Source organism: Exiguobacterium sp. s121, assembly GCF_018617245.1.
GTDB lineage: Bacteria > Bacillota > Bacilli > Exiguobacteriales > Exiguobacteriaceae > Exiguobacterium > Exiguobacterium profundum.
Window position 1 is genome coordinate 1,988,477 of record NZ_JACSJV010000001.1, and the last position, 21,199, is coordinate 2,009,675.

A 21,199-nucleotide genomic window follows, 5' to 3' on the forward strand; every position below is an offset into this window, starting at 1 on the left:
ACTGTAAGGCATTTTAAAATAAACATCAATACTTCCATTGTTCCACAAAATCGTTGTAAAGAACAATGGGCAAAAAGAGGAAGGAGAAATGAATGATGGGGTTTATTCTTTATTTGATTATCGGGGGTATCATCGGTTGGTTAGCAGGATTAATTTTAGGTAAGGACGTACCAGGTGGAATCATTGGTAACATCATTGCGGGGATTATCGGTGCATGGTTGGGTGGACTTATCTTTGGTAACTTCGGACCAATCGTTGCGGATATCGCGATTATCCCAGCTCTTATCGGTGCGATTATCCTAATCTTGATTGTATCGTTCGTTATGAAATCAATGCGTAAAAAATAAGATTATGTATCGGAGGGGCTTCCATTATGGAATGTCCCTCTTTTTTCATTGGATCAGTAAATACATTGCGTCGTTCTTTTCGATAAACTGTTTCTCGGTCTCAAGACCAAAGAACGTAAAGAATGATTCGAAGAACGATTGACCGTAATCCCACTCTGTTCCGAGTGGGTGTTCCGACTTCGCTTTCGGTTCACCGAGGAGGGTAATCAAATCATCCGGTCGTTTATCGAGGTCGACCCGAATCGATTCCACTTCCTCATCTTTAAACGTGACAGCCAATCGCTCATAGTCCCATTTTCCTTCACGCTTTCCAGCCGGTTCACCAAGCGTTTCTTGAACTTGCTGACTCGACTGCCCAATTAAAGAATCGACCGTTTCGAGTGAGTGACCCGTTTGCGCCTCCACTTCAATTTCAATCAACTCAGCCCTCTTCAAATCAAATTGTCCGGCAATGGCTTCGTTCGATTCAGGCATAAGGGCATACTCAATGGATTTAGAAGATATCAATTGAATCGTTTCGGTTTCCGTGACCGTCTCTCCATTTGTCACCGCTACCGCTTTGACATCATATTGTCCCGGCATCTGTTCAAACGATAACGTATCATCGGCTTCATCAATCCGTCCTACCTGTTGTCCATCAATCCAAATATTCGTCAATGGTACATCCGAGGTCACATCAATCCGTTGTGGGAGTAGTTCAATTCGATAGTCAGAAAAGCCATACCGTCCTTCCCCCGTGTCGATCAAACGAAATAATCCGTCCGCCTCCATACCCGACGTTCGGTTGGCTCGGTCTTTCGCAACTTCTGCGATAGCCTCTCCTCGAATGGACTTTTCATCGTTCAACCACCCCATGAATCGTAGAGCCTCCGCTCTCGATAAAGGTTCTCCAAGATATTCGACTTTCTCCTCAAAAAAGGTACGGTCTTCTTCTAATAAGGCCTCTTTGAATGCGACGTGAATTTTATCTTGTTCTGCCGCCGGCTTGTATGCATATATATAGAAAACAATGGCTCCAACTAGAATCGTGAAGCTAGAGATCAAAAGAAAGACTTTCGGACTCCGCTCTTTTTTTCTACTTCTCGTATAGGGCATGTGCTCACCTCCTTTGCGCTCACTTATCTTCATTATAGAAGGAATCCATCTCGCTTCCTATCGTTCTTGCGCCCGAACTTCCGTGTTATGATGGAACAGAAACGACATTTAAGAATGGAGGAATGAAGATGCATACAGATCCGACCTGTATCTTTTGTAAAATTGCAAAACAAGAAATCCCATCCTATCGGGTATATGAAGACGAAGCGGTCGTCGCTTTCCTCGACCTTTCTCAAGTGACGAAAGGACACACGCTCGTCATCCCAAAACATCATGCGAAAAACGTATATGAATTGCCGGAAGACGTGGCGGCAGATGTCTTTAAACGCGTCCCGACCATCGCCAAAGCGATTCAACGTGAAACGGGTGCCATCGGAATGAACGTCTTATCGAATGCCGAAGAAGTTGCCGGACAAACGGTGTACCACTTCCATATCCATTTGATTCCGCGCTTTGGACACGAGGATGGATTTGGTGCGCAGTGGATCACGCAAAACGGCGCCTTCACGTCGGAAGAACTCACTACCCTTGCATCGAACATTCATGCCCACGTATAAACAGACAGAGACCCGTCGACGACGGGTCTCATTTATGATTGATTGATTGAATCACGGTGGCGTTTTCGTTCCTCTTCCAATTGCGCACGCTCGACCTGAAGCTTAATTGCCACTTCGTATAGCTGTTGACGCGTCTTGACAGATGTCGCTTGTTCAAATTCTTTTCGTAATTTCGTTAGACGGGCATCTATTTCAAGCATCCGCTTTTCTAGCATCGATTCTTCACGTGCCTGTTCCGTTTGCTTCGACGCCTCGTATCCCGCCTCTAGTGTATTTATAATGGATTCGGCCCAAGTGTCATCTCCCAGTCGTTTCGCAGCGAGATACAGGTCAAGCATGTCATCTACCCAACGCTTCGCTTTCTCCACTGAGGATCACCTTCCTTTACCTGTATTTTAAAATAAAATGATTTTTCGGTCAAAAATGAATGTTCTGAAAAATTTTATTTGCGATATAGGTTTTTAATCACTCTTTTTTGGTAAAATAATATGAAAAGAATGTAATTCTGATTATCCGAGCTTGAGGAGGGGAATGAATTGTCGAGTCGCCAACGTCGAGATTGGATTGCTTTCGGCTTTGTTTTAGCATTTTTAGGAGTCGCCACAGTGAAGAAATTGGCGCGAGGAACTGCAAATGATGCCGCTGCTCAACAACATCGAGCATCCACAATCACTACGCTAAAAGAACAATTTGGGAATGTGGCGAAACATGCATCGCAGTTTGCCGCCGCAGGAAAACTGCAAGGAAAAGAATTGACTGACCAAGTGAAAGCCGAAGTCGAACGCTATCAACAAGACATTCAGCCTTCAGTCGAGCGCATCCAAGGGAACCTTCAGGAACTCTCGAACGTACAGTCTGCTATGACTGACAAAACCGTCAATCAAACACAGTGAGTGTTTGAGGTCATCGTCCGTCGATTACATTTGACTTTTTATCCGGAAAGGATGGATCGAGATGGAACACGAAAAAGAATTCACTGGCCCTGAGGCCATGCTCTATAGCCACAAAATCATTCAATTGAGTAAAGCTTTGTGGAAAACCGTCGAAAAAGACTGGCAAAACTGGATCAAACCGTTCGACTTAAATATCAATGAACACCATATCTTATGGATTGCCCACGCTTTAGGCGGTGCATCGATTTCAGAAATTGCGAAATATGGCGTCATGCACGTCTCGACTGCTTTCAACTTCTCGAAGAAGTTAGAAGATCGTGGATTACTTACGTTTTCTAAAAAAGAGACGGACAAACGAAACACGTACGTTCAATTGACACCTGAAGGCGAATCGTTATTACTCGAAACGATTCACGCCTTCGACCCAGAAGGGAACGGCGTATTCCGCGCTTCCCTTCCGCTCCAAGAACTGTATGGAAAGTTCCCTGACTTAACAGATATGACGGCTATCGTGCGTCGCTTGTACGGGGATAACTTTATGGATATCTTTGCGGAAACGTCAAAAATGATCACAGAAGAGGCAGGCAGACGCCCTGATGAGGATGAACTCAGTCAAGAAGCCTGACCTGCCGATAAAGTGGTTCTGTGACGTCTAACTCGATTCCTTGTCGGACACATGCCTCAAGAATCGTTTTGACGTCAAGTCTCACATCTAACATACCTGCAAAATGGACGAGCAATGGTTCTATGGACGTGTATCCGTAGCGCAATTGCTCGTTTTGCTGCGCCCGAATCTCCTCAAGCAATTGATAAAATGACTCGACTTCTTGTTTCGTCAAATTCGCTCGAATCACCTCATATTCGAACGGACGGTCTGTCCAATCGACAATCTCGAGTAAGATCTTCATCTGATAGGCTAAATGCTCGACCTTCTCCTCTAGTGACACTTCCCTCACCCCATCATTTCACATTCTATTTCATCATTATACGACATGATTGTGTGCTATGATACTGTACAGACAAGAGAACAGCTGTCATGATTAGGAAAATGTGATATAGTCGGACTTAGAAACTTTAAAGAATTATTAGGGGTGGAATACATGTCAAACGGAATGACGAACGAACCAAAAAAGCAAGATAAAAAATTCTCAACTGGCGCAATCGTCGGTGCATCTGCAATCGCACTCATTATCGGTGCTGGCGGTACGTATGCGGCAACGAACGCAGGCGGCGGAGAGTCAGATAATTCTGCAGTCGTCACATACAAAGGCGGCGAAATCACACGCGGTGAAATCGCGGATATGAGCTATGACCGCATGGTACCACAACTCGCATTCCAAGAGACGATGAATGCACTTCTTGAAAAAGAATACGGTGACCAAGTCGACCAAGAAAAAGTAGATGAAGAGTTCAGCAAGACAGAAGAACAGTTCAACTCAGAAGAAGAGTTCGAACAAGCGATTCAACAAGCCGGCATGAGCGGTACGGAAGAGTTTAAAGAAGCGCTTCGCGGACAGATGCTCGTTGACGCTGCGAAATCGAAACTTGTCGATGTGACCGATGAAGAAATCGAAGCACAGTTCGCAAAAGAGAACGTGGAAGTGGAAGCTAGCCACATCCTCGTTGAAACAGAAGAAGAGGCACAAGACATCATCAAAGAGTTGAATGACGGTGCAGACTTCGCTGAACTTGCGAAAGAAAAATCAACGGATACTGGTTCAGGAGAACAAGGTGGAGAACTCGGTTTCTTCTCTGCTGGTAAGATGGTACCTGAATTCGAAGAGTACGCATTCAAAGAAGATGTCGTTGGTAAAATCTCTGAACCGGTTCAATCTCAGTTCGGTTTCCATGTCATCAAAGTGACAGACCGTAAAGAGAAAGACTTGAAACTCGAAGACGAGAAAGATCGTATTCGTGAAGAATTGGCAGCTGAAAAATCAGCTTCTGTCGATGCGAACAAAATTTACGCTGAGTTGATTGAAAAATACAACGTTGACGTAAAAGATGCAAAAGCAGAACAACAATTTGACGCTGTTAAAGAAGCGATTAAAAACGCAGACGAGTCTTCAGAAGAACCTGCAGCAGAATCAACTGAACAGTAATCACAAAGGGGCACTCCAGCAATGGAGTACCCCTTTTTCGTTGGTCACCTGTTATAAATTCGGGCGATAGAAAGCACGGTTATCGAGCGCCATGACACGCTCCGTGAACATTCCGGGCTCGACCCCTTCATACGCTTTCTCAAACATGTTCATGCGCGCATCAATATTATCAATGAAGAATAACATCTCCGCTTCAGGTAATTGTGGCGCATTCGCAGATCCCCATTCCGGCTTCCCGTGATGGCTTAAGACGAGATGTTGCAACAATGTCGTCACTTCGCGGTCCGTTCCAAGTTCCCGTGACACAACTTCAAGTTCCGATGCCATAAGTGACAAATGACCGAGTAATTTTCCTTCGAGTGTGTATTCTGGCGTAATCGCATCAGACAATTCGATGACTTTCGCCAAATCATGCAAAATCACACCCGCAATCAAAAGATCACGATTCAAGGATGGATACAGTTCACACATCGTATCCGCGAGCTTCAACATCGACATCACATGAAATGCCAGTCCCGAATAGACCGCGTGATGATGTCGAACGGCAGCCGGATACGTGAAGTATGCCTCTTCATGACGATTGACGACTTCCTCGACAAGACGGCGAATCTCATCGTGTTGAAGTGACGTGATGAATCCACGAATCGTCGTCTCGAGCTCTGACTTCGGAATCGGAGCCGATCGGACGTACGGTGCGATGTCTATTTCCTGCTCGATGATTGAAATTTGTTTTAGTTTCAACTGGGTGCGCCCCCGATAGTCCATCACTTCCCCTGCCGCATGGACGATTTTTTTCGTCGCATACTTCTCGGTATCGGCACTATCCCATAATTTCGTTTCGATTTCACCACTCTCGTCGCAAAGGATTAATGTTAAATAAGGTTTCCCGTTCCCGGCAAGTCCCTTATACGATTGTTTGATCATGACATATTGGTCTAGCGTGTCGCCCACTTTGAGCTGACCGATTTTTGTCGTCAATGAAAGCACCTCTCTCTTGTTCAGTACCTTCATCTTAACGAAAGTTTGAGACAGATGCCAACATTCCTGACAATTTGGGAATACTATCAATATAGTGAATTGGAGGAATGGATGATGGAATGGGATTGGTATACACGACCGGAAGATTATATTCATGTTGATCAGCTATATGCTCAAGCCTATACGTATTGGCTTGAACAATTGACGACCTCAAATGTGACGAAGATTGTCGTCGAGAATGGATATATGTATGGTTCACTCACACTCGACTATGAACAGTTAGAACGGGAACCACAAAAAATTGGACATTACTTCATTGGACCTGATTTTTTATGGACAATCGGCTTTGATGATTTGCACCATGAGTCCGTTTTCGCCAAACAATGCGATTCTCCAATCGAGGCGTTTTATGAGTTGCTTGCCGAACGGATGAACAACTACTTTCACGGTATCGATGAGTTTGAAGAACGTTTGATGGCAGCTCAACGTGAAATGACGGGACAAGTTCCCGCTACGTTCATGAATGAGATTTTTGGTCTTCGCAGTGAGATTGAACGGTGGTCGGATACGGTCACTCCATATAAGGAGCTTGTCATGGCGGGACGAGAAGCTTTTTTAACGATCGATTTGCAGCAGTTAAAATCGTATCAACTTGCCGATTATCGAGTCAATCGATTGCTGACACTCATCAATCATTATCAAGAAGACGTGATTGCGATGACAGATCTCGCCTCCACCCTGTCGAACTTTCGAGGGAACGAAATCATGAAGGCACTAACCGTCTTCACCGCGCTGACGACTCCCGTCGTTGCATTCGGTGCGGTTTGGGGAATGAACTTTAAAAATATGCCTGAACTGGAATGGCCGCTTGGATATGGGTTCGCCTGGCTCATGATTCTTCTCTTCACGCTCATCATCCAAGTGTGGCTAAAACGGAAGAATTGGATCGGGTCATTGCTACAGTTTCCGAATCAGACGACTTCACCGAAACATCGGGCAAAACAAAATTCTCAAAAAACGAACAAAAGTTCGATATAATGAAAGAAAAGTGATTCACACAAGAAAGGTGATGTTATGGAACGACTCATCATTCATGTGGACATGGACGCATTTTATGCCTCTGTCGAGCAGCGTGACCATCCTAACTTACGAGGAAAGCCCGTCATCGTAGGAGGCCCACCCCACAGCCGTGGGGTCGTTGCGACATGTTCCTATGAGGCGAGGAAATACGGCGTACACAGCGCGATGTCATCACGTCGCGCTTTTGCCTTGTGTCCCCATGCGACGTTTGTCAAACCACGGTTTCAGGCCTATCGACAAGTCAGCGCACAAGTGATGGAGATTTTTAAGTCCGTCACACCGCTCGTCGAACCACTCTCGCTCGATGAGGCTTATCTCGATGTGACGGAGAATTCGTTATTGAGCACATCTGGACCCTTTATCGCCCGGTATATATTAGGCGAAATTAAGCGTCGCACCGGTCTCACCGCGTCTGCCGGAGTCGCACCGTCAAAGTTTGTCGCGAAAATCGCTTCAGGATTTGAGAAACCAAATGGACTCACCGTCGTCCCGCTTGATGAAGTGGCAACCTTTCTCGCTCCCCTCTCCATCGAAGCCATGCATGGCGTCGGAAAAGTGACCGCTCAAACACTTTATAAAAGTGGCTACCATACGATTGGTGACCTTCAACAAACTCGTCCCGAGCAACTGAAAGGCATCTTTGGACACGATCGTGGGCAACAACTGTATGAACTGGCACATGGACGCGATACGCGTCCTGTCGTGGCCACGCGGGAGCGTAAGTCGATTGGATCGGAAACGACGTTCGCATTTGATATCGATGACCCGGAAGAAGTGTTCGAACAGGTCATTCCGGAGATGGAGGACGTATTGCGTCAGCTCGATCGCCGCGACTTGAGCTGTCAAACGGTCACCATCAAAATAAAGACGAGCGAGTTTCAGGCTCGGAGTCATCAAATCAAATTAAACCACCCGACGCATGACCATGATGAGATTAGACGACTTGCCAGACGTCTTTTCGACGAGATGAACGTCACCGAGCCCGTCCGCTTGATCGGACTGACCGTATCCGATTTGATTCCCCGAACTGAATCGACACGACAGCTGACATTCGACGAACTGACAAAACCTTCTCTTGAAGAATGAATGACCATTCATTAAAATGAAGAAAAGGGGGTCGTGTGAATGGAAACATACACGGTGACAGGATTTGAAAATGATGGCACGCTCGTATTGAATGAAATGTTCGAAGCGAGCGACGATCAGTCGGCCAAACAAAAAGGGCTCGACATGCTTCGTGCTGCTGGACATGAGCATAAAGGGGCGCGTATCGTACGACGGGGGCAACTCATCTACTTCGAGCGTTGCAAATTACCGGGGAAACTGAAAGGGACGGCATCTTAACAAAAGTAGACCAGGACAATGATTGTCTTGGTCTACTTTTCATTCACCATATTTTTTATTCCACGCATCCTGCCATTCTTGAAGATCGGGGTGAATATCTTCAAGCGATTCTCCGCTCAAACTATATCCGTTCCCTGAACCTGATCCGTCTGTCACGGGGAATGATGTCCCGCCGATGACCTTTCCATCCACAATCATTACCGAGACAGCAGTCTGTCCTGCGGGAGATTGCTCACCAATCGGGTGATCTTTCACCGTCAAGTTTTCGTAGTAGATGGTCTTACCCACGTATTCATCCGGTGATACCGGTTGTAGTCCCCAAACGTTCCGTTCACGATCCTCTGCCAGTTCCTCTAAGGTCAAGGTACTCGTATGCTCGCCTTCATAAGAGACAATCGGGTACTGTTGTTCCTCGAGATACGCTTCGGCCACCTGCCCGTTCTCCGTCATCTCCGGTTCTGATTCAGTTTCCATCTCTTTCCCACACGCAACAAGAAACAGGCAGAAGAATACAATCATCCATTTTTTCATCATCGTCCCCCCTTTCATCTGCTGATTCCTCTATTTTCGATACTCGTCCCCAAACCTCCTATTCAAAATGGGAAAAGGATGAGAATCATCAGAATTCCTATAATGCCCGTGATGAGTTGCAACGGCACACCGACTTTGACAAAATCCATAAATCGATAGTTACCGATACTAAAGACCATCGCATTTGTCGGAGATCCGAATGGGGTCATAAAAGCGAGTGACGCCGAGATGGCGACCGCAACGACGAATGGAACCGGACTGACAGTCATCGATTCGGCGAGTGCAATCGCTAATGGGACAAACAAAATAGCGGTCGCTGTATTCGAGATGATTTGACTAAGGAGCATGGTCGAGACGAATAAGACGACGAGTACCCATATAGGACCAAAGTCGGCAAACGTCCTTTCAATCCATTCAACGACCCATCCCATGATTCCCGCCTTTTCAAGCGCCGTTCCTACCGGGATCATGGCCGCAATCAAGACGAGCGAGGACCATTGAATAGATTGATAGGCGACGTCCATCTGTCGGACGGCCCCACTCAACACCATCGCTAGCGCAGCCATCCATACGGCAACGGTCGGATCGACCCATTCGAATATGAACATGAGCAACAACATGAGCATGATGATGCCTGCTGCAAGCTGATGACGCCCCGATACGACTCGATTGGCTACCTCGGTCACCCGTTCATTTGATAACAGGTCATGTGTCTCTCTTTCCATCCGCTCTAAATCATCCCATGTCCCCTGTACCATCAACATGTCTCCTTGCTTCAACGGGGTGTCTGTCAATCGCACGTGTGCGATCTCTTCTTGTGGTCGGATGACTTTTAAGACATTGACATGAAATTGATTACGTAACTGACTCTCACCGATACGCTTCCCGATTAATCGACTCACCCCTGGGACCGTGAACAGGAGAACCCCTCCGGTTTGATCATCTACACGGGTGGCCTCAATCGGTTCAAATGGTATCTGTTCTTTTTCAGAAAAGTTCCGAACGTGCCGTTCCTCACCGCTGACAAGTAATTCCCCCGCACGTAGTACGGTGTCTGCATGAGCCGTCTCATGATGGTGCCGTCCATGAACTCGTTCCTTCAAGACTATAACCCCTTCATGAGACCATGAAAGGTCACGTAACTGTTTCCCAATTAACGGATGACTCTTTGCAATCGACATCACATAGACGTTTGGACGCAATGGCTCACTTATCTCCGTCTTCAACCACAGTTTCGCCCCTTCTTGATGGAGTAAGCGATTCCCGATTAGACGGAAATAGATCAATCCAATCACCATCACGACCAGACCAATTGGAAACAATGAAAAGAATCCGAGCGGTTCATCCACGAGGCCGCGGAGTGCTTCTGCCGCAACGAGATTGGGAGGTGTCCCAATCAGTGTCATCGTTCCACCGATGCTTGAAAAAAAGGCGAGTGGCATGAGATAAGAATCCATAGATTGTTGGATTTTTCGTGCCATTACCATCACAACAGGAATGAGCAAAGCGACGGTCCCCGTATTGGACATGACACTCGACAAGAGCGTCACCGTCAACATAAACAGATAGAATAAACGCGTCGCATTCCCTCCCGCGTATGGAACAAGCAAAGAAGCCAACCGTTCCGCCAGACCAGAATGAAACAATCCCGCTCCGACCACGAACAGTCCAGCAATCATCAAGACGACAGGATTGGAGAAACCAGCCATCGCCTCACCTGGGGTCAATTGTTGTGTGAGCACGAGGCAAACAAGTCCAATCAATGCCACTAAATCCGCCCGTAACCATCCTGCTATGAAAAAGAAAATCATCCCTAAAAGGATTATCACCGTGATCATGCTGATTCACCCTTTCGCTATTGTCACAATTTCATTATAACCCACTTTATGTAAGCGCTTACTTAAAGAGTGTGACAATCTCATCAACAAAAAAACGGATGGCTCTAAAGCCATCCGCACATCATTTGTTATTGAACTTCGTTTTCGTTCACCATCGGGGCATAAAGCTCCTCGAGTGGTTTCATGATGATTTTCGTCACTTCTGTAACGAGTTGGTGCATGCGTTGCTCTTCTTGCATGAGCTCCATGATCAATTCGTTCTGTTGAACGTTCATCATTTTCGTTTGCGCATCCATCATTTCCTGCTCAGAGATTTCCTCTCCTTGCATCTGCTTTTGTTGAAGCGTCATTTGGATGTTACGGAAGTCAGCGAACAACTGGTTCGCTTCCGCATCCGCATTGACACGATCGTATAAAGAAGAGAGTGTTGTGAACTCTTCAGAATCGCGAAGTGCTTTCTCCAATTGGTAAGCTTGGTCGTACAAGTTTGTTTGTGACATGTAACGTCCTCCTAAATGCTATTAGGGCATAGAGCCATCACAAGATGGCAATCAACCCTTGAATCAACCCAATCATACCACCTAACAGAGCACCAAGCCATGTTATTGCCCGAAACTCTCGTTTCGAAATCGATAAGACGATCTCTTCAAGGTACGACGTGTCGAGTGATTGGACCTGCTCTTGCACAATCTTATCAATCTTTAATCGGTCCATAATCGTCTCCATTTGGTTCGTGAAGCGCTCAATGACAAGCGTGACACCTTGTGGAACAAGTTCGTCGACAACGCGGGATTCGACGGACTGTGTATACGACGATATCGGACGATCCAATAATTGTCCGATTGGCAAACGAGATACGACTTGGTCTGTGATGCCATCGATGAGTCGTGCTTCAAGTCGATCATCGATCAGTGTATCGACCGTCTTCTCACTGAATCGCTCAAATTCACGCGTAATCATCGTCGTCATTCCGTCACGGGTCGATTGACCACGTAAGATGTTGACGATTTCTGGCCGAACCATCTCGACAAAGTTCATGTTTTGAATGAACCCTGCGATAAATCCGAGACGACGCTGGACGAACGAGTCAACCATGTGACGAAGTTGCGCCTCACCTTCAGGAGAATAGAAATATTCCTCTGATTTGACGAGAAGCGCCTCCACGATTTCAGGAATGACCACTCGTACACGGTCCATCCCTTCTTCTCCAAGTAACTCAAACAGCTTTCGTTCTTTCACTTCAGCCATGACGTTCGATAGCTCGTCACGTAGTTTGTCATCTGCTAGCGTGAGGAATCGTGCCTCTGCGTTCGGATAGAGGGGTTCCAATAGCTCGCGAACCGTCTTATCCGAGCGTAACATCGTCTGAACCTCTTGTTGCGCAAAGTGCGTAATATGCGTCGTCACTTGGTCATCTAGCAATCGCTTCCGCATACCCTCTGGTGTCAATAAATGTTTGACGACCGTCTTCCCTAAACTAGATGCCAGTTCATCTCGACGTTTCGGAATAAGTCCTGGTGTAAAAGGAATCCGGAATGAACCGATGTATTTCGGTTCGTGTGGTCGGAACAACATCTTGATGGCGAGAAAGTTGGTCACGCCCCCGATGGTCGCCCCGATCAATATCATGAGTAAAATCTTTAATAACCCGTCCAAACTGCAAGCCTCCGATCTGAAATATGATACATTGTTGTTGAGGTGATAGTATTGAATACGTTTGATCGTATTAAATCGATTTTTCCGACTGCTGTCCATCGGTCGGAAGATGCATCTGGTGACCTTGATTGGTTCGAGACGCAAGATGGTACCCTATTCGGACTCCCCGCGTTCGAACTGAGCGAACGCGAACAAAAGCTGTTGGCGCTGTGGGCGACGCCAATCCTTCAATCTGATCCCCATCAGCGAAAATGGCAAGCAACCCTTCAAGATGAGACGTTTCGTTTTGAGCAACCGTTTCGGCTCATCTCTCTTTCTCTCCAAGAAGCGGAAGAAGAAGCGTTCGAATCCTTCGTTAGTATCGTCCGTGACTTTATGCCGCATGCCGAGGTCATCTTGATGTCGACACGACATATCGAGCTGATTGAACAAAATCCATTCGTCGATCTTCAGGAGTTTGAGGACGTATTGCGCGCCATTGCGAGTGACTGTTTCATCGAGGCGCATGCGATCTATAGCGAACGTCCGCAAGGCTCGCTCGTCCATGTGTATCGTCAACATCAATTACTCATGCCATACGCACGTATGTCTACTAAAACTTACCCTGCTAGTCAATTATTATACCATTATTTACTACAACAGCAGGACTTAAAAGAGCGGATGTATATCACTGCCCCGTTAATGCAAATGCTCGATTTATCGACAATCGAATTATTAGAGGCGTTGTTTCGTCACTCGTTGAATGTCTCGCATACCGCCAAAGCACTGTTCATGCATCGAAACACGCTAAATTATCGGCTCGATCGTCTATTTGAGACGACGGGTTACGATGCTCGAACGTTCTATGACGCTAGCCTCCTTCAACTCATGGTCATGTTGCACAAATCCGATTAACGGTTTTTGTGCAACTTGTCCATATTCAATGCAAGCGGTTTCATCATATAATCGTTCTTGTAAGCGCTATTATATACACATAGATTCTTTAGGAGGCTAACGACATGGCAGAAATTCGTTTAGAACACATTGATAAAATTTACGATGGTGGCGTAAAAGCCGTCAGCGATTTCAACTTACACATCAAAGACCGTGAGTTCATCGTCTTCGTCGGACCGTCTGGTTGCGGAAAATCGACAACACTTCGTATGATCGCAGGACTTGAAGAGATTTCAAACGGAGACTTTATCATTGACGGGAAACGAATGAACGATGTCGCTCCTAAAGATCGTGATATCGCCATGGTCTTCCAAAACTACGCACTTTATCCGCACATGAGCGTCTACGACAACATGGCGTTCGGGTTGAAGCTCCGTAAGTTCCCAAAAGACGAGATCGATCGTCGCGTAAAAGACGCTGCCCGCATTCTCGGCTTGGAAGAATACCTCGAGCGTAAACCAAAAGCGCTCTCAGGTGGACAACGTCAGCGTGTTGCCATTGGTCGTGCGATTGTCCGTGACGCAAAAGTCTTCTTGATGGATGAGCCACTCTCAAACTTGGATGCGAAACTCCGTGTACAAATGCGTAAAGAGATCATCCAATTGCACAACCGCTTGGATACAACGACGATTTACGTTACCCATGACCAAACGGAAGCGATGACACTCGCTACACGGATCGTCATCTTGAAAGACGGAATCATTCAACAAGTCGGTTCGCCGAAAGAAGTATATGATCATCCAGATAACATCTTCGTCGCCGGCTTCATCGGTTCACCATCGATGAACTTCTTCCGCGGTACACTCGCAGAAGGCAAATTCATCACGAACGGTGAAGAAGTCAACGTACCAGAAGGAAAAATGAAGACGCTTCGTGATCGTGGCTATGTCGGAAAAGAGCTCGTCCTCGGAATTCGTCCGGAATCAATCCACGATGAGCCAATCTACATCGACTCACCAACGACACACACGTTCAAAGCGCACATCGATGTCGCTGAGCTCATGGGTTCTGAGTCTTACCTCTACGCTGAACTCGGTGGACAACAGTTCACAGCCCGCGTTGACGGTCGCTCGAACATCCACATGGGTGACGATGTTGAACTCGCACTCGATATGACAAAAGCACACTTCTTCGACGGAGAGACAGAACAAGTCATCCGTTAAGGTATACAAAAAACCTCGATTCGTCTGAATCGAGGTTTTTTCTTATCGAATCGCGTAACGCCGTTCGAGTTTGTGTTGACCGGCTTGGATCAAGGTCGATAAAATCCAGTAGATCGACGCCGAGAACAAGAGCAACGGCATGACTAAATATGTCGTTGCCGCAATTTGGTCAGACACGTACGTTAACTCCTGAACCGCGATGACCGAACCGAGTGACGTTGACTTGATGATGTCGATGACCGAGTTCGAGACAGGTGGGATGGCACGTGAGAGCGCCTGCGGGAAAATGATGTCTTTGAAGCGTTTCATTTTCGGAATACCGAGCGCGACACTCGCCTCCACTTGTCCTTTGTCGACCGAGTTGATGGCTGCTCGGAAAGCCTCTGAGATATAGGCAGCGAAGTGGAAGCCTAATCCAAAGATGAGCGCCTGCATCCCACTGAGTTGAACGAACCCGGTGAGCCCGACATACAAGATCAGCAACTGAAGTAAGAGCGGTGTTCCACGGAAGAACGAAATGTACGTCCGTGTGAACAACCGTACGATTTTAATCGGACTACTATGAAGTAAAGCGATGATCAGACCGAGCGCCAAGGCGAGAAGAATCGACAGGACACTGGCGATCAACGTGAGCTGGACGGCTTCAAGATAGACCGAGCGGTTATCTATGACGGTCGTGATCAGTTCATTCATTGACTGATATCCTCACCGAAGTACTTCTCACCGATTTCTTTCATCGTGCCGTCTTCTTTCATCTCTGCGAGCGCATCGTTCAACTTGTCTAGCACGTCGCTATCTTGACGTGTCATGAATCCAGCTTCACTTGTATTGAAGATATCACCGACTGCTTTGACGTCATAGCCTGTTTTTTCGAGTTCCGTCAAGATGAAGAGACGGTCGTTGAGGGCCGCGTCCAAACGACCCACTTCGAGGTCTTGAAGGACTTGGTTCGCCCCTTTATAAAACTTGACTTCAGCGCCAGCTTCTTCAGCCATTTGCGCATAGACCGAACCTTGTGTCGATCCGACTACTTTTCCATCGAGGTCGTCAATGCCTTGGATTTCATTGTTGTCTGAACCGACGATGACTTGAGCTCCTGACACAGCGTACGGGTCAGAGAACGCATATTTCTCTTCGCGCTCAGGCGTGATGCTCATTTGGTTAGCAATCATATCGATACGCTCAGCATCGAGTGCTGGGACAAGTCCTTTGAAGTCCATTGCTTCGTATTCCACTTTGTAACCGGCACGTTCTGCCGCTTCGTTCAAGACGTCGATATCATATCCCATCAATTCACCTTTTTCTTTGTACGTGAATGGTGGGTATGTCGCCTCTGTTCCGACCGTGATGACCGCTTCGTCCGCTCCACTGTCTGTTTCGTTACCGCAAGCTGCAAGAAGCCCGACTGAAGCTCCGATTGCGAGTACGCTCGTTAATGTCTTTTTCATAATGATTCCGCCTTTCCTATAATCCTTATATGATTACACGGTTTTAAACAATATCCTCATCATACTGGCGCGATGTCTTCATGTCAAACAAAAAACATCACCCTATTTCTAGAGTGATGTTCCTCATCAATCAATCGCTTTCGCTTGTTTCATAACATCCGCTTCAATCGCTTCACGTTTTGCAGTCGTCTTCTCGGCACGATCCGCATGCACACTGAAATAAAACTTGATTTTCGGCTCGGTTCCAGATGGGCGAAGACAGAACCACGAACCGTCCGCAAAGACGAATTTCAAGACGTTTGATGATGGCAATTCAATCGTTTCCGATTTACCGGACTGTAAGTCGGTCGCCACTTGTTTCTTATAGTCTTCGAAACGAACGACTTCATATCCACCGACTTCTTTTGGCGGATTGGCACGGAACGCTTCCATCATCCGTCCGATTTGCTCGAGACCAGCTTTTCCTTTTAACGTCATCGACTGCAAGGACTCTTCGTAGAATCCATACTTCTCGTAAATCGACTGTAACGCATCATAAAGCGTCCGACCGTGCTGTTTATGATAAGCTGCCATCTCGGCTGCGAGTAAACAAGCCTGAACGGCATCTTTATCACGACAGAAGTCTCCAATCAAATAGCCGTAGCTTTCTTCATACCCAAAGAGGAATTCATATTCGCCTGATTCTTCATATTGTTTGATCTTCTCACCGATGAACTTGAATCCAGTCAACGTGTTTTCGAGATGTACGCCGTACGCTTTTGCAATCGCAGCACCGAGTTCAGACGTGACGATTGTCTTGGCGACAAATCCATTCGAAGGTAACGTACCTGTCTCACTCTTTTGCGACAGGATGTATTCCATTAATAGCGCACCCGTTTGGTTACCGGTCAAGACGAACCATTCCCCGTCCCGTCCGCGCACGGTTAAGCCAACACGGTCTGCATCCGGGTCCGTCGCCATGAGCAAATCAGCCTCGACCCGGTCCCCGTATTCCATCGCTAATTTAAATGCAGCCTTTTCTTCCGGGTTCGGATAACTGACCGTCGGGAACGCACCGTCTGGCTCTGCCTGCTCTTCTACGATGGTCACGTGCTCAAATCCATACGCCTTCAGCCCTTCCATGACCGGACGGCGTCCCGTCCCATGGAGTGGTGAATAGACAATCCGAAGCGGGCTGTCCTGTATGTCATGATGAATCCGAATCGACTGGAGCGCCTCCATATAGGCTTCATCGACTGATGAGTCAACTGTGAGGAGTAGCCCCGTTTGTCGGAGCGCCGCTTCATCTTCAATCTGAATTTTCAGCTCGTCTTCAATCGCATTGACGTACGTCACGAGTTCATCCGCTTCCGCTGGTGGAAGCTGTCCTCCGTCTGCCCCATATACCTTGAATCCGTTATATTCCGGTGGGTTGTGGCTCGCCGTGATCACGATGCCACCGAACGCATTTAAATGACGAACGGCAAACGACAGTTCAGGTGTGGCTCGCAAACTTGGGAACAAATACGTCTTGATTCCGTTTGACGCCAATGTCCGCGCCGCTTCTAATGCAAACTCAGGCGAAAAATGACGTGAGTCATGGGCGATGACGACGCCGTGACGTTTCGCATCTTCCCCTGATGCTGAGATAAAATCAGCAAATCCTTGTGACGCTTTTCGAATCGTATAGACGTTCATCCGGTTCGCACCTGGTCCGATTTCTCCACGCATCCCGCCTGTTCCAAACTCGAGCGTCTTATAAAATGCATCTTCTAATGTGGTTTCATTTTTTGCGAGTTCTTCAAGTTCCGCACGTAAATGCGGCTCGAGCCCTTCGAATTGATTCCAACGGTCATACGTTTGTTGCCATGTCATGATTCATTCCCCTTTCACCCTCAAAAAATTCAATCGAAGTACTCGCCAATTGCTTCCATCTTGTATACGATGAGAGTAACGAAACCTCGAGGTGATATTAATGTTTCCAACAATGCGTGCCCAAGAATTAAAACAAATCGTGCATACGAACTCGATTCGTTTCATCGATTGCCGATATTCGCTAAACGACGCGTCCTATGGTAAATATGTCTACCGAAAGGGACATCTTCCGAACGCTATCTTTCTCGATTTGATGGAAGACTTGTCCGGTCCGCTCGGCGAACACGGCGGACGTCATCCGCTCCCTTCGAAAGAAGCATGGACGGCAACACTTCGTCGCATCGGCTTGAAAAAAGAAGATTTGGTCATCATTTACGATGACGGCTTCCCATTCGCAGCCCGTGCATGGTGGCTCTTCAAATGGGCCGGTCACGAACGGGTCGTTGTGTTAGAAGGCGGTATCCAATCTGGCATCACTTATTGCGGTGAGACCACTACGGACGTTCCACACTATCCGACAAGCGACTATACGCCAGACTTCCAAGACCATATGATTGCGACACTCGATGAAGTGAAAGCTGCTGCGAGCGGCTCGCTCTATGATTCACGAACCGAAGATCGCTTCAACGGGTCACATGAACCAATCGACTCAAAAGCAGGTCATATTCCGAACGCATTGCTCTGCTCCTATGCCGAGGCCATCACAGAACTCGGGACGTTAGAAGACTTCCACGACTTAAAAGAACTGTATAAAGATGTTCTTCCCGTTGAGAACCCCATCTTTTACTGTGGTAGCGGTGTGACCGCCTGCGTCAATATTTTGGCGCTTCACGCTCTCGGAAAAGATGATGTCCGACTCTATCCGGGATCCTATTCCGATTGGATCAGCTATCCAGAAAACGAGGTCCACCCCTAAGGGTGGATCCTTTTTATTTTACGCTCGTCGGTTTGATATTCCAGACCGCGTTCGCATATTCCGTGATGGTACGGTCACTCGAGAAGATTCCTGACTTCGCCGTATTGACGATTGAGCTTTCAGCCCAACGTGATTGGTCACTGAACACCTCATCGACTCGTCGCTGTGCCCGCATATACGAGACAAAGTCTTTCAAGACGAGGAAGTCATCGTTATAGACGAGGAGAGAATCGAAGATGGATTGGAATTGATATTCGCCCACTTTATCGAACGTTCCGTTGACAAGACCATCGACCACGTCTTTGATTTCCTGATGTGCGTGATACATCTCTGCCGCATGATAGCCTCCGAACTTCTTATAGTTCATGACTTCTTGCGGAGATAATCCAAAGATAAAGATGTGATCATCACCGACGGCGTCACGAATTTCGATATTGGCCCCGTCTAACGTTCCAATCGTCAAGGCTCCGTTCATCATGAATTTCATGTTTCCGGTACCGGATGCTTCATAGCTCGCAGTCGAGATTTGTTCGCTCAAGTCAGACCCTGGGAAAATCCGTTCGGCCATGGAGACACGATAGTTTTCAAGGAAGATGACTTTAATGAATTGACTCGCCCGCTTGTCCTTATTGATGAGCGTGGCAAGGGCATTGATATAGCGAATGATCTCTTTCGCATAGTAGTATCCCGGTGCCGCCTTGGCGCCAAAGATAAACGTGCGAGGCACCATCGTAAACGTCGGGTCCGCTTGAATCTTCAAGTAAAGCGCATGGATGTGAAGGGCATTCAGCAATTGTCGCTTATAGGCGTGCAAGCGTTTGACTTGTACGTCAAAGATGGAATGAGGGTCCACTGTCTCTCCCGTTTCTTCTTGAATGTATGCCGCTAAGTCCAATTTGTTTTGTTGCTTCACGTCCATGACTTTTTCTTGGAAGCTCCGGTCTTTCGAAACATCCATCAACTTTTCCAAGTCGTTCGGATGTTCGATCCATGACGGGCCGATTGCTTCCGTAATGGCGTCGGATAATCCCGGGTTCGACTTCAAGAGCCAGCGACGGTGTGTGATCCCGTTCGTCTTGTTGTTGAAGCGAAGCGGGAACATCTCATATAAGTAACGCATCTCGCGCTGTTTTAAAATATCCGTATGAATTTGCGCTACGCCGTTCGTTGAATGAGAACCGACGACAGCGAGATTGGCCATATTGATCTGTTCGTTTGACACAATTGCAATCTCTCCCATATGGGATTCGAGGTGCGGATAGTTGACGAGTACGTCTCGACAGAAACGTCGATTGATTTCTTCGATGATCTGATACACGCGCGGCAGGAGGCGTTGGTACATCTCGACCGGCCATTTCTCAAGCGCTTCTGCGAGTAGCGTATGGTTCGTGAACGACATGACGCTCTTCGTAATCCGCCACGCCTCGTCCCAACCGTATCCATGCTCATCCATCAAGATGCGCATCAATTCAGGAATTGCGACGACCGGATGCGTATCATTGATATGAATCGCGTAATGGTCGCCTAACTGCTTAAGTGATTTATTTCGCTTCAAATAGGAAGCAAGCATCGATTGAATGCCTGCAGATACAAAAAAGTATTGTTGTTTCAAACGTAATACTTTTCCTTCATACGTCGTATCATCTGGATACAAGAATTCCGAAATGGTAGCAATCGACTGTTTATGTTTCAACAAGTCTTTATACGTCCCTTTCGTCTTCTCTAAATACGCCTCGTCGTCAAGTGGTGATTCGGCGTTCCAAAGACGTAATGTATTCACGACATCATTCTTATAACCGATAATCGGCATATCATACGGAACGGCAAGAACAACCTCGTCTGGATGATGGACGACACGCAATCGATCTCCGATTTGTTTCATCTCAATCCAGCCACCGAAATTAATCTCGACCGCTTTATCCTGACGTCTCGTTTCCCACATGTTCCCGTCACGGAGCCAGTTATCCGGCAGCTCGACTTGATAGCCGTCTACAATTTTCTGTTTGAAGAGTCCATAACGATAGCGAATCCCATTTCCATGCCCAGGTAAACTGAGTGCAGCCAACGAATCGAGGAAGCAGGCGGCCAGGCGCCCGAGCCCCCCATTCCCAAGACCCGGCTCTGGTTCCAACTCGGTAATGTCTGTGAAGTCGTATCCGAGATCTTGCAGTCCGTCTCTAACGAGCTCCAATACGTCTAAACTGAGCAAGTTGTTGTATAAGAAGCGACCTAATAAAAATTCTAGCGAGAAATAGATGACTTGCTTACTGTGTTTTTCTTCTTGACGGTCACGCGTGTGAATCCATTTGGGCATGGCCTGCTCGCGTACCATCGTTGCCAATGTTTGATACACTTCCTGCTCTGTCCCATCCTCGATCGACTTCCCGTTCAATGCGATGAACCGTTCTTTAAATGCGTCGACAAAGCTTTGTTTATCTGTGAACATAAATCAAGTTAGCTCCTT

23 protein-coding genes are annotated in these 21,199 nt (G+C 47.1%); 11 read left to right on the top strand and 12 right to left on the bottom strand.

The annotated features are described in order from the left end of the window. Window positions 1-95 precede the first annotated feature (95 nt). Complete coding sequence (locus KOG47_RS10170) at window positions 96-347, top strand: GlsB/YeaQ/YmgE family stress response membrane protein (RefSeq protein ID WP_047795606.1); 252 nt, start codon at window positions 96-98, stop codon at window positions 345-347. 45 nt (window positions 348-392) lie between these two features. Here the strand turns inward: KOG47_RS10170 and KOG47_RS10175 are convergent, their stop codons facing one another. Then, window positions 393-1,442: a hypothetical protein gene (locus tag KOG47_RS10175; RefSeq protein ID WP_215244164.1), complete on the bottom strand. Its 1,050-nt coding sequence runs from the start codon at window positions 1,440-1,442 to the stop codon at window positions 393-395. Window positions 1,443-1,570: 128 nt separating this feature from the next. Here KOG47_RS10175 and KOG47_RS10180 point away from each other — a divergent pair, with 128 nt between their 5' ends. Continuing rightward, on the top strand, window positions 1,571-1,999 hold the full coding sequence (locus KOG47_RS10180; RefSeq protein WP_214691239.1) for an HIT family protein: 429 nt from the start codon (window positions 1,571-1,573) through the stop codon (window positions 1,997-1,999). A 32-nt stretch (window positions 2,000-2,031) separates the two neighbouring features. Here the strand turns inward: KOG47_RS10180 and KOG47_RS10185 are convergent, their stop codons facing one another. Next, window positions 2,032-2,367, bottom strand: a complete 336-nt coding sequence (locus tag KOG47_RS10185; protein ID WP_215244165.1) for a hypothetical protein — start codon at window positions 2,365-2,367, stop codon at window positions 2,032-2,034. 168 nt (window positions 2,368-2,535) lie between these two features. Between KOG47_RS10185 and KOG47_RS10190 the strand changes: the two genes are divergently transcribed. Together KOG47_RS10190 and KOG47_RS10195 are read left to right on the top strand one after the other, a co-directional pair. After that, on the top strand, window positions 2,536-2,892 hold the full coding sequence (locus tag KOG47_RS10190; RefSeq protein WP_214691240.1) for a hypothetical protein: 357 nt from the start codon (window positions 2,536-2,538) through the stop codon (window positions 2,890-2,892). 61 nt (window positions 2,893-2,953) lie between these two features. Then, window positions 2,954-3,517 carry an HTH-type transcriptional regulator Hpr gene (locus tag KOG47_RS10195; RefSeq protein WP_015880933.1) on the top strand — a complete coding sequence of 188 codons (564 nt, stop codon included), beginning with the start codon at window positions 2,954-2,956 and terminating at the stop codon, window positions 3,515-3,517. Here KOG47_RS10195 and KOG47_RS10200 read toward each other — a convergent pair. Further along, window positions 3,501-3,839 (bottom strand): DUF1878 family protein, encoded by a 339-nt coding sequence (locus tag KOG47_RS10200; protein WP_235189241.1) that lies wholly within the window; start codon window positions 3,837-3,839, stop codon window positions 3,501-3,503. The two genes, KOG47_RS10195 and KOG47_RS10200, sit on opposite strands and share 17 nt — an antisense overlap. Window positions 3,840-3,992: 153 nt before the next feature. On the opposite strand from KOG47_RS10200, the gene KOG47_RS10205 reads away from it, so the two are divergent. Next, window positions 3,993-4,994, top strand: coding sequence for a peptidylprolyl isomerase (locus KOG47_RS10205; protein ID WP_196431491.1), 1,002 nt, complete (start codon window positions 3,993-3,995; stop codon window positions 4,992-4,994). A gap of 51 nt (window positions 4,995-5,045) precedes the next feature. On the opposite strand, the gene KOG47_RS10210 is transcribed toward KOG47_RS10205, so the two are convergent. After that, a complete protein-coding gene (locus tag KOG47_RS10210; RefSeq protein ID WP_214691241.1) occupies window positions 5,046-6,005 on the bottom strand; it encodes an HD domain-containing protein in 960 nt (319 codons plus the stop codon). A gap of 81 nt (window positions 6,006-6,086) precedes the next feature. Between KOG47_RS10210 and KOG47_RS10215 the strand changes: the two genes are divergently transcribed. Genes KOG47_RS10215 through KOG47_RS10225 form a run of 3 tightly spaced genes read left to right on the top strand, consistent with a single transcriptional unit; the run spans window position 6,087 to window position 8,396 of the window. After that, complete coding sequence (locus tag KOG47_RS10215) at window positions 6,087-7,010, top strand: magnesium transporter CorA family protein (protein WP_215244166.1); 924 nt, start codon at window positions 6,087-6,089, stop codon at window positions 7,008-7,010. A 36-nt stretch (window positions 7,011-7,046) separates the two neighbouring features. Beyond that, window positions 7,047-8,138: a DNA polymerase IV gene (gene dinB / locus KOG47_RS10220; protein WP_215244167.1), complete on the top strand. Its 1,092-nt coding sequence runs from the start codon at window positions 7,047-7,049 to the stop codon at window positions 8,136-8,138. Window positions 8,139-8,177: 39 nt separating this feature from the next. Continuing rightward, on the top strand, window positions 8,178-8,396 hold the full coding sequence (locus KOG47_RS10225) for a YhzD family protein (RefSeq protein WP_015880927.1): 219 nt from the start codon (window positions 8,178-8,180) through the stop codon (window positions 8,394-8,396). A 39-nt stretch (window positions 8,397-8,435) separates the two neighbouring features. Here KOG47_RS10225 and KOG47_RS10230 read toward each other — a convergent pair whose 3' ends face one another. From KOG47_RS10230 to KOG47_RS10245, 4 genes are all read right to left on the bottom strand, one after another. Beyond that, window positions 8,436-8,927: a hypothetical protein gene (locus tag KOG47_RS10230; protein ID WP_215244168.1), complete on the bottom strand. Its 492-nt coding sequence runs from the start codon at window positions 8,925-8,927 to the stop codon at window positions 8,436-8,438. Window positions 8,928-8,989: 62 nt separating this feature from the next. After that, window positions 8,990-10,765: an SLC13 family permease gene (locus KOG47_RS10235; RefSeq protein ID WP_215244169.1), complete on the bottom strand. Its 1,776-nt coding sequence runs from the start codon at window positions 10,763-10,765 to the stop codon at window positions 8,990-8,992. 128 nt (window positions 10,766-10,893) lie between these two features. Beyond that, a complete protein-coding gene (locus KOG47_RS10240) occupies window positions 10,894-11,265 on the bottom strand; it encodes a YlbF family regulator (RefSeq protein WP_015880924.1) in 372 nt (123 codons plus the stop codon). Between the two features lie 37 nt (window positions 11,266-11,302). Beyond that, on the bottom strand, window positions 11,303-12,394 hold the full coding sequence (locus KOG47_RS10245; protein WP_196431872.1) for a DUF445 domain-containing protein: 1,092 nt from the start codon (window positions 12,392-12,394) through the stop codon (window positions 11,303-11,305). 69 nt (window positions 12,395-12,463) lie between these two features. Between KOG47_RS10245 and KOG47_RS10250 the strand changes: the two genes are divergently transcribed. Next, window positions 12,464-13,315, top strand: a complete 852-nt coding sequence (locus KOG47_RS10250) for a PucR family transcriptional regulator (protein WP_260563767.1) — start codon at window positions 12,464-12,466, stop codon at window positions 13,313-13,315. A gap of 104 nt (window positions 13,316-13,419) precedes the next feature. Further along, window positions 13,420-14,517, top strand: a complete 1,098-nt coding sequence (locus KOG47_RS10255) for an ABC transporter ATP-binding protein (RefSeq protein ID WP_159563604.1) — start codon at window positions 13,420-13,422, stop codon at window positions 14,515-14,517. A 42-nt stretch (window positions 14,518-14,559) separates the two neighbouring features. Here KOG47_RS10255 and KOG47_RS10260 read toward each other — a convergent pair whose 3' ends face one another. The 3 genes from KOG47_RS10260 to KOG47_RS10270 form a co-directional block, all read right to left on the bottom strand. Then, the gene (locus KOG47_RS10260; protein WP_074037683.1) at window positions 14,560-15,210 is read right to left on the bottom strand and encodes an amino acid ABC transporter permease; all 651 of its coding nucleotides are present in this window, start codon (window positions 15,208-15,210) and stop codon (window positions 14,560-14,562) included. After that, window positions 15,207-15,965: a transporter substrate-binding domain-containing protein gene (locus KOG47_RS10265; RefSeq protein ID WP_196431497.1), complete on the bottom strand. Its 759-nt coding sequence runs from the start codon at window positions 15,963-15,965 to the stop codon at window positions 15,207-15,209. The genes KOG47_RS10260 and KOG47_RS10265 overlap by 4 nt, the downstream gene beginning before the upstream one ends. Before the next feature lie 126 nt (window positions 15,966-16,091). Further along, the gene (locus KOG47_RS10270) at window positions 16,092-17,819 is read right to left on the bottom strand and encodes a phospho-sugar mutase (RefSeq protein WP_215244170.1); all 1,728 of its coding nucleotides are present in this window, start codon (window positions 17,817-17,819) and stop codon (window positions 16,092-16,094) included. Between the two features lie 100 nt (window positions 17,820-17,919). Between KOG47_RS10270 and KOG47_RS10275 the strand changes: the two genes are divergently transcribed. After that, window positions 17,920-18,735, top strand: a complete 816-nt coding sequence (locus tag KOG47_RS10275) for a sulfurtransferase (protein WP_215244171.1) — start codon at window positions 17,920-17,922, stop codon at window positions 18,733-18,735. Between the two features lie 13 nt (window positions 18,736-18,748). Here KOG47_RS10275 and KOG47_RS10280 read toward each other — a convergent pair whose 3' ends face one another. Further along, complete coding sequence (locus KOG47_RS10280; protein ID WP_074037686.1) at window positions 18,749-21,181, bottom strand: glycogen/starch/alpha-glucan phosphorylase; 2,433 nt, start codon at window positions 21,179-21,181, stop codon at window positions 18,749-18,751. Between the last annotated feature and the right edge of the window lie 18 nt (window positions 21,182-21,199).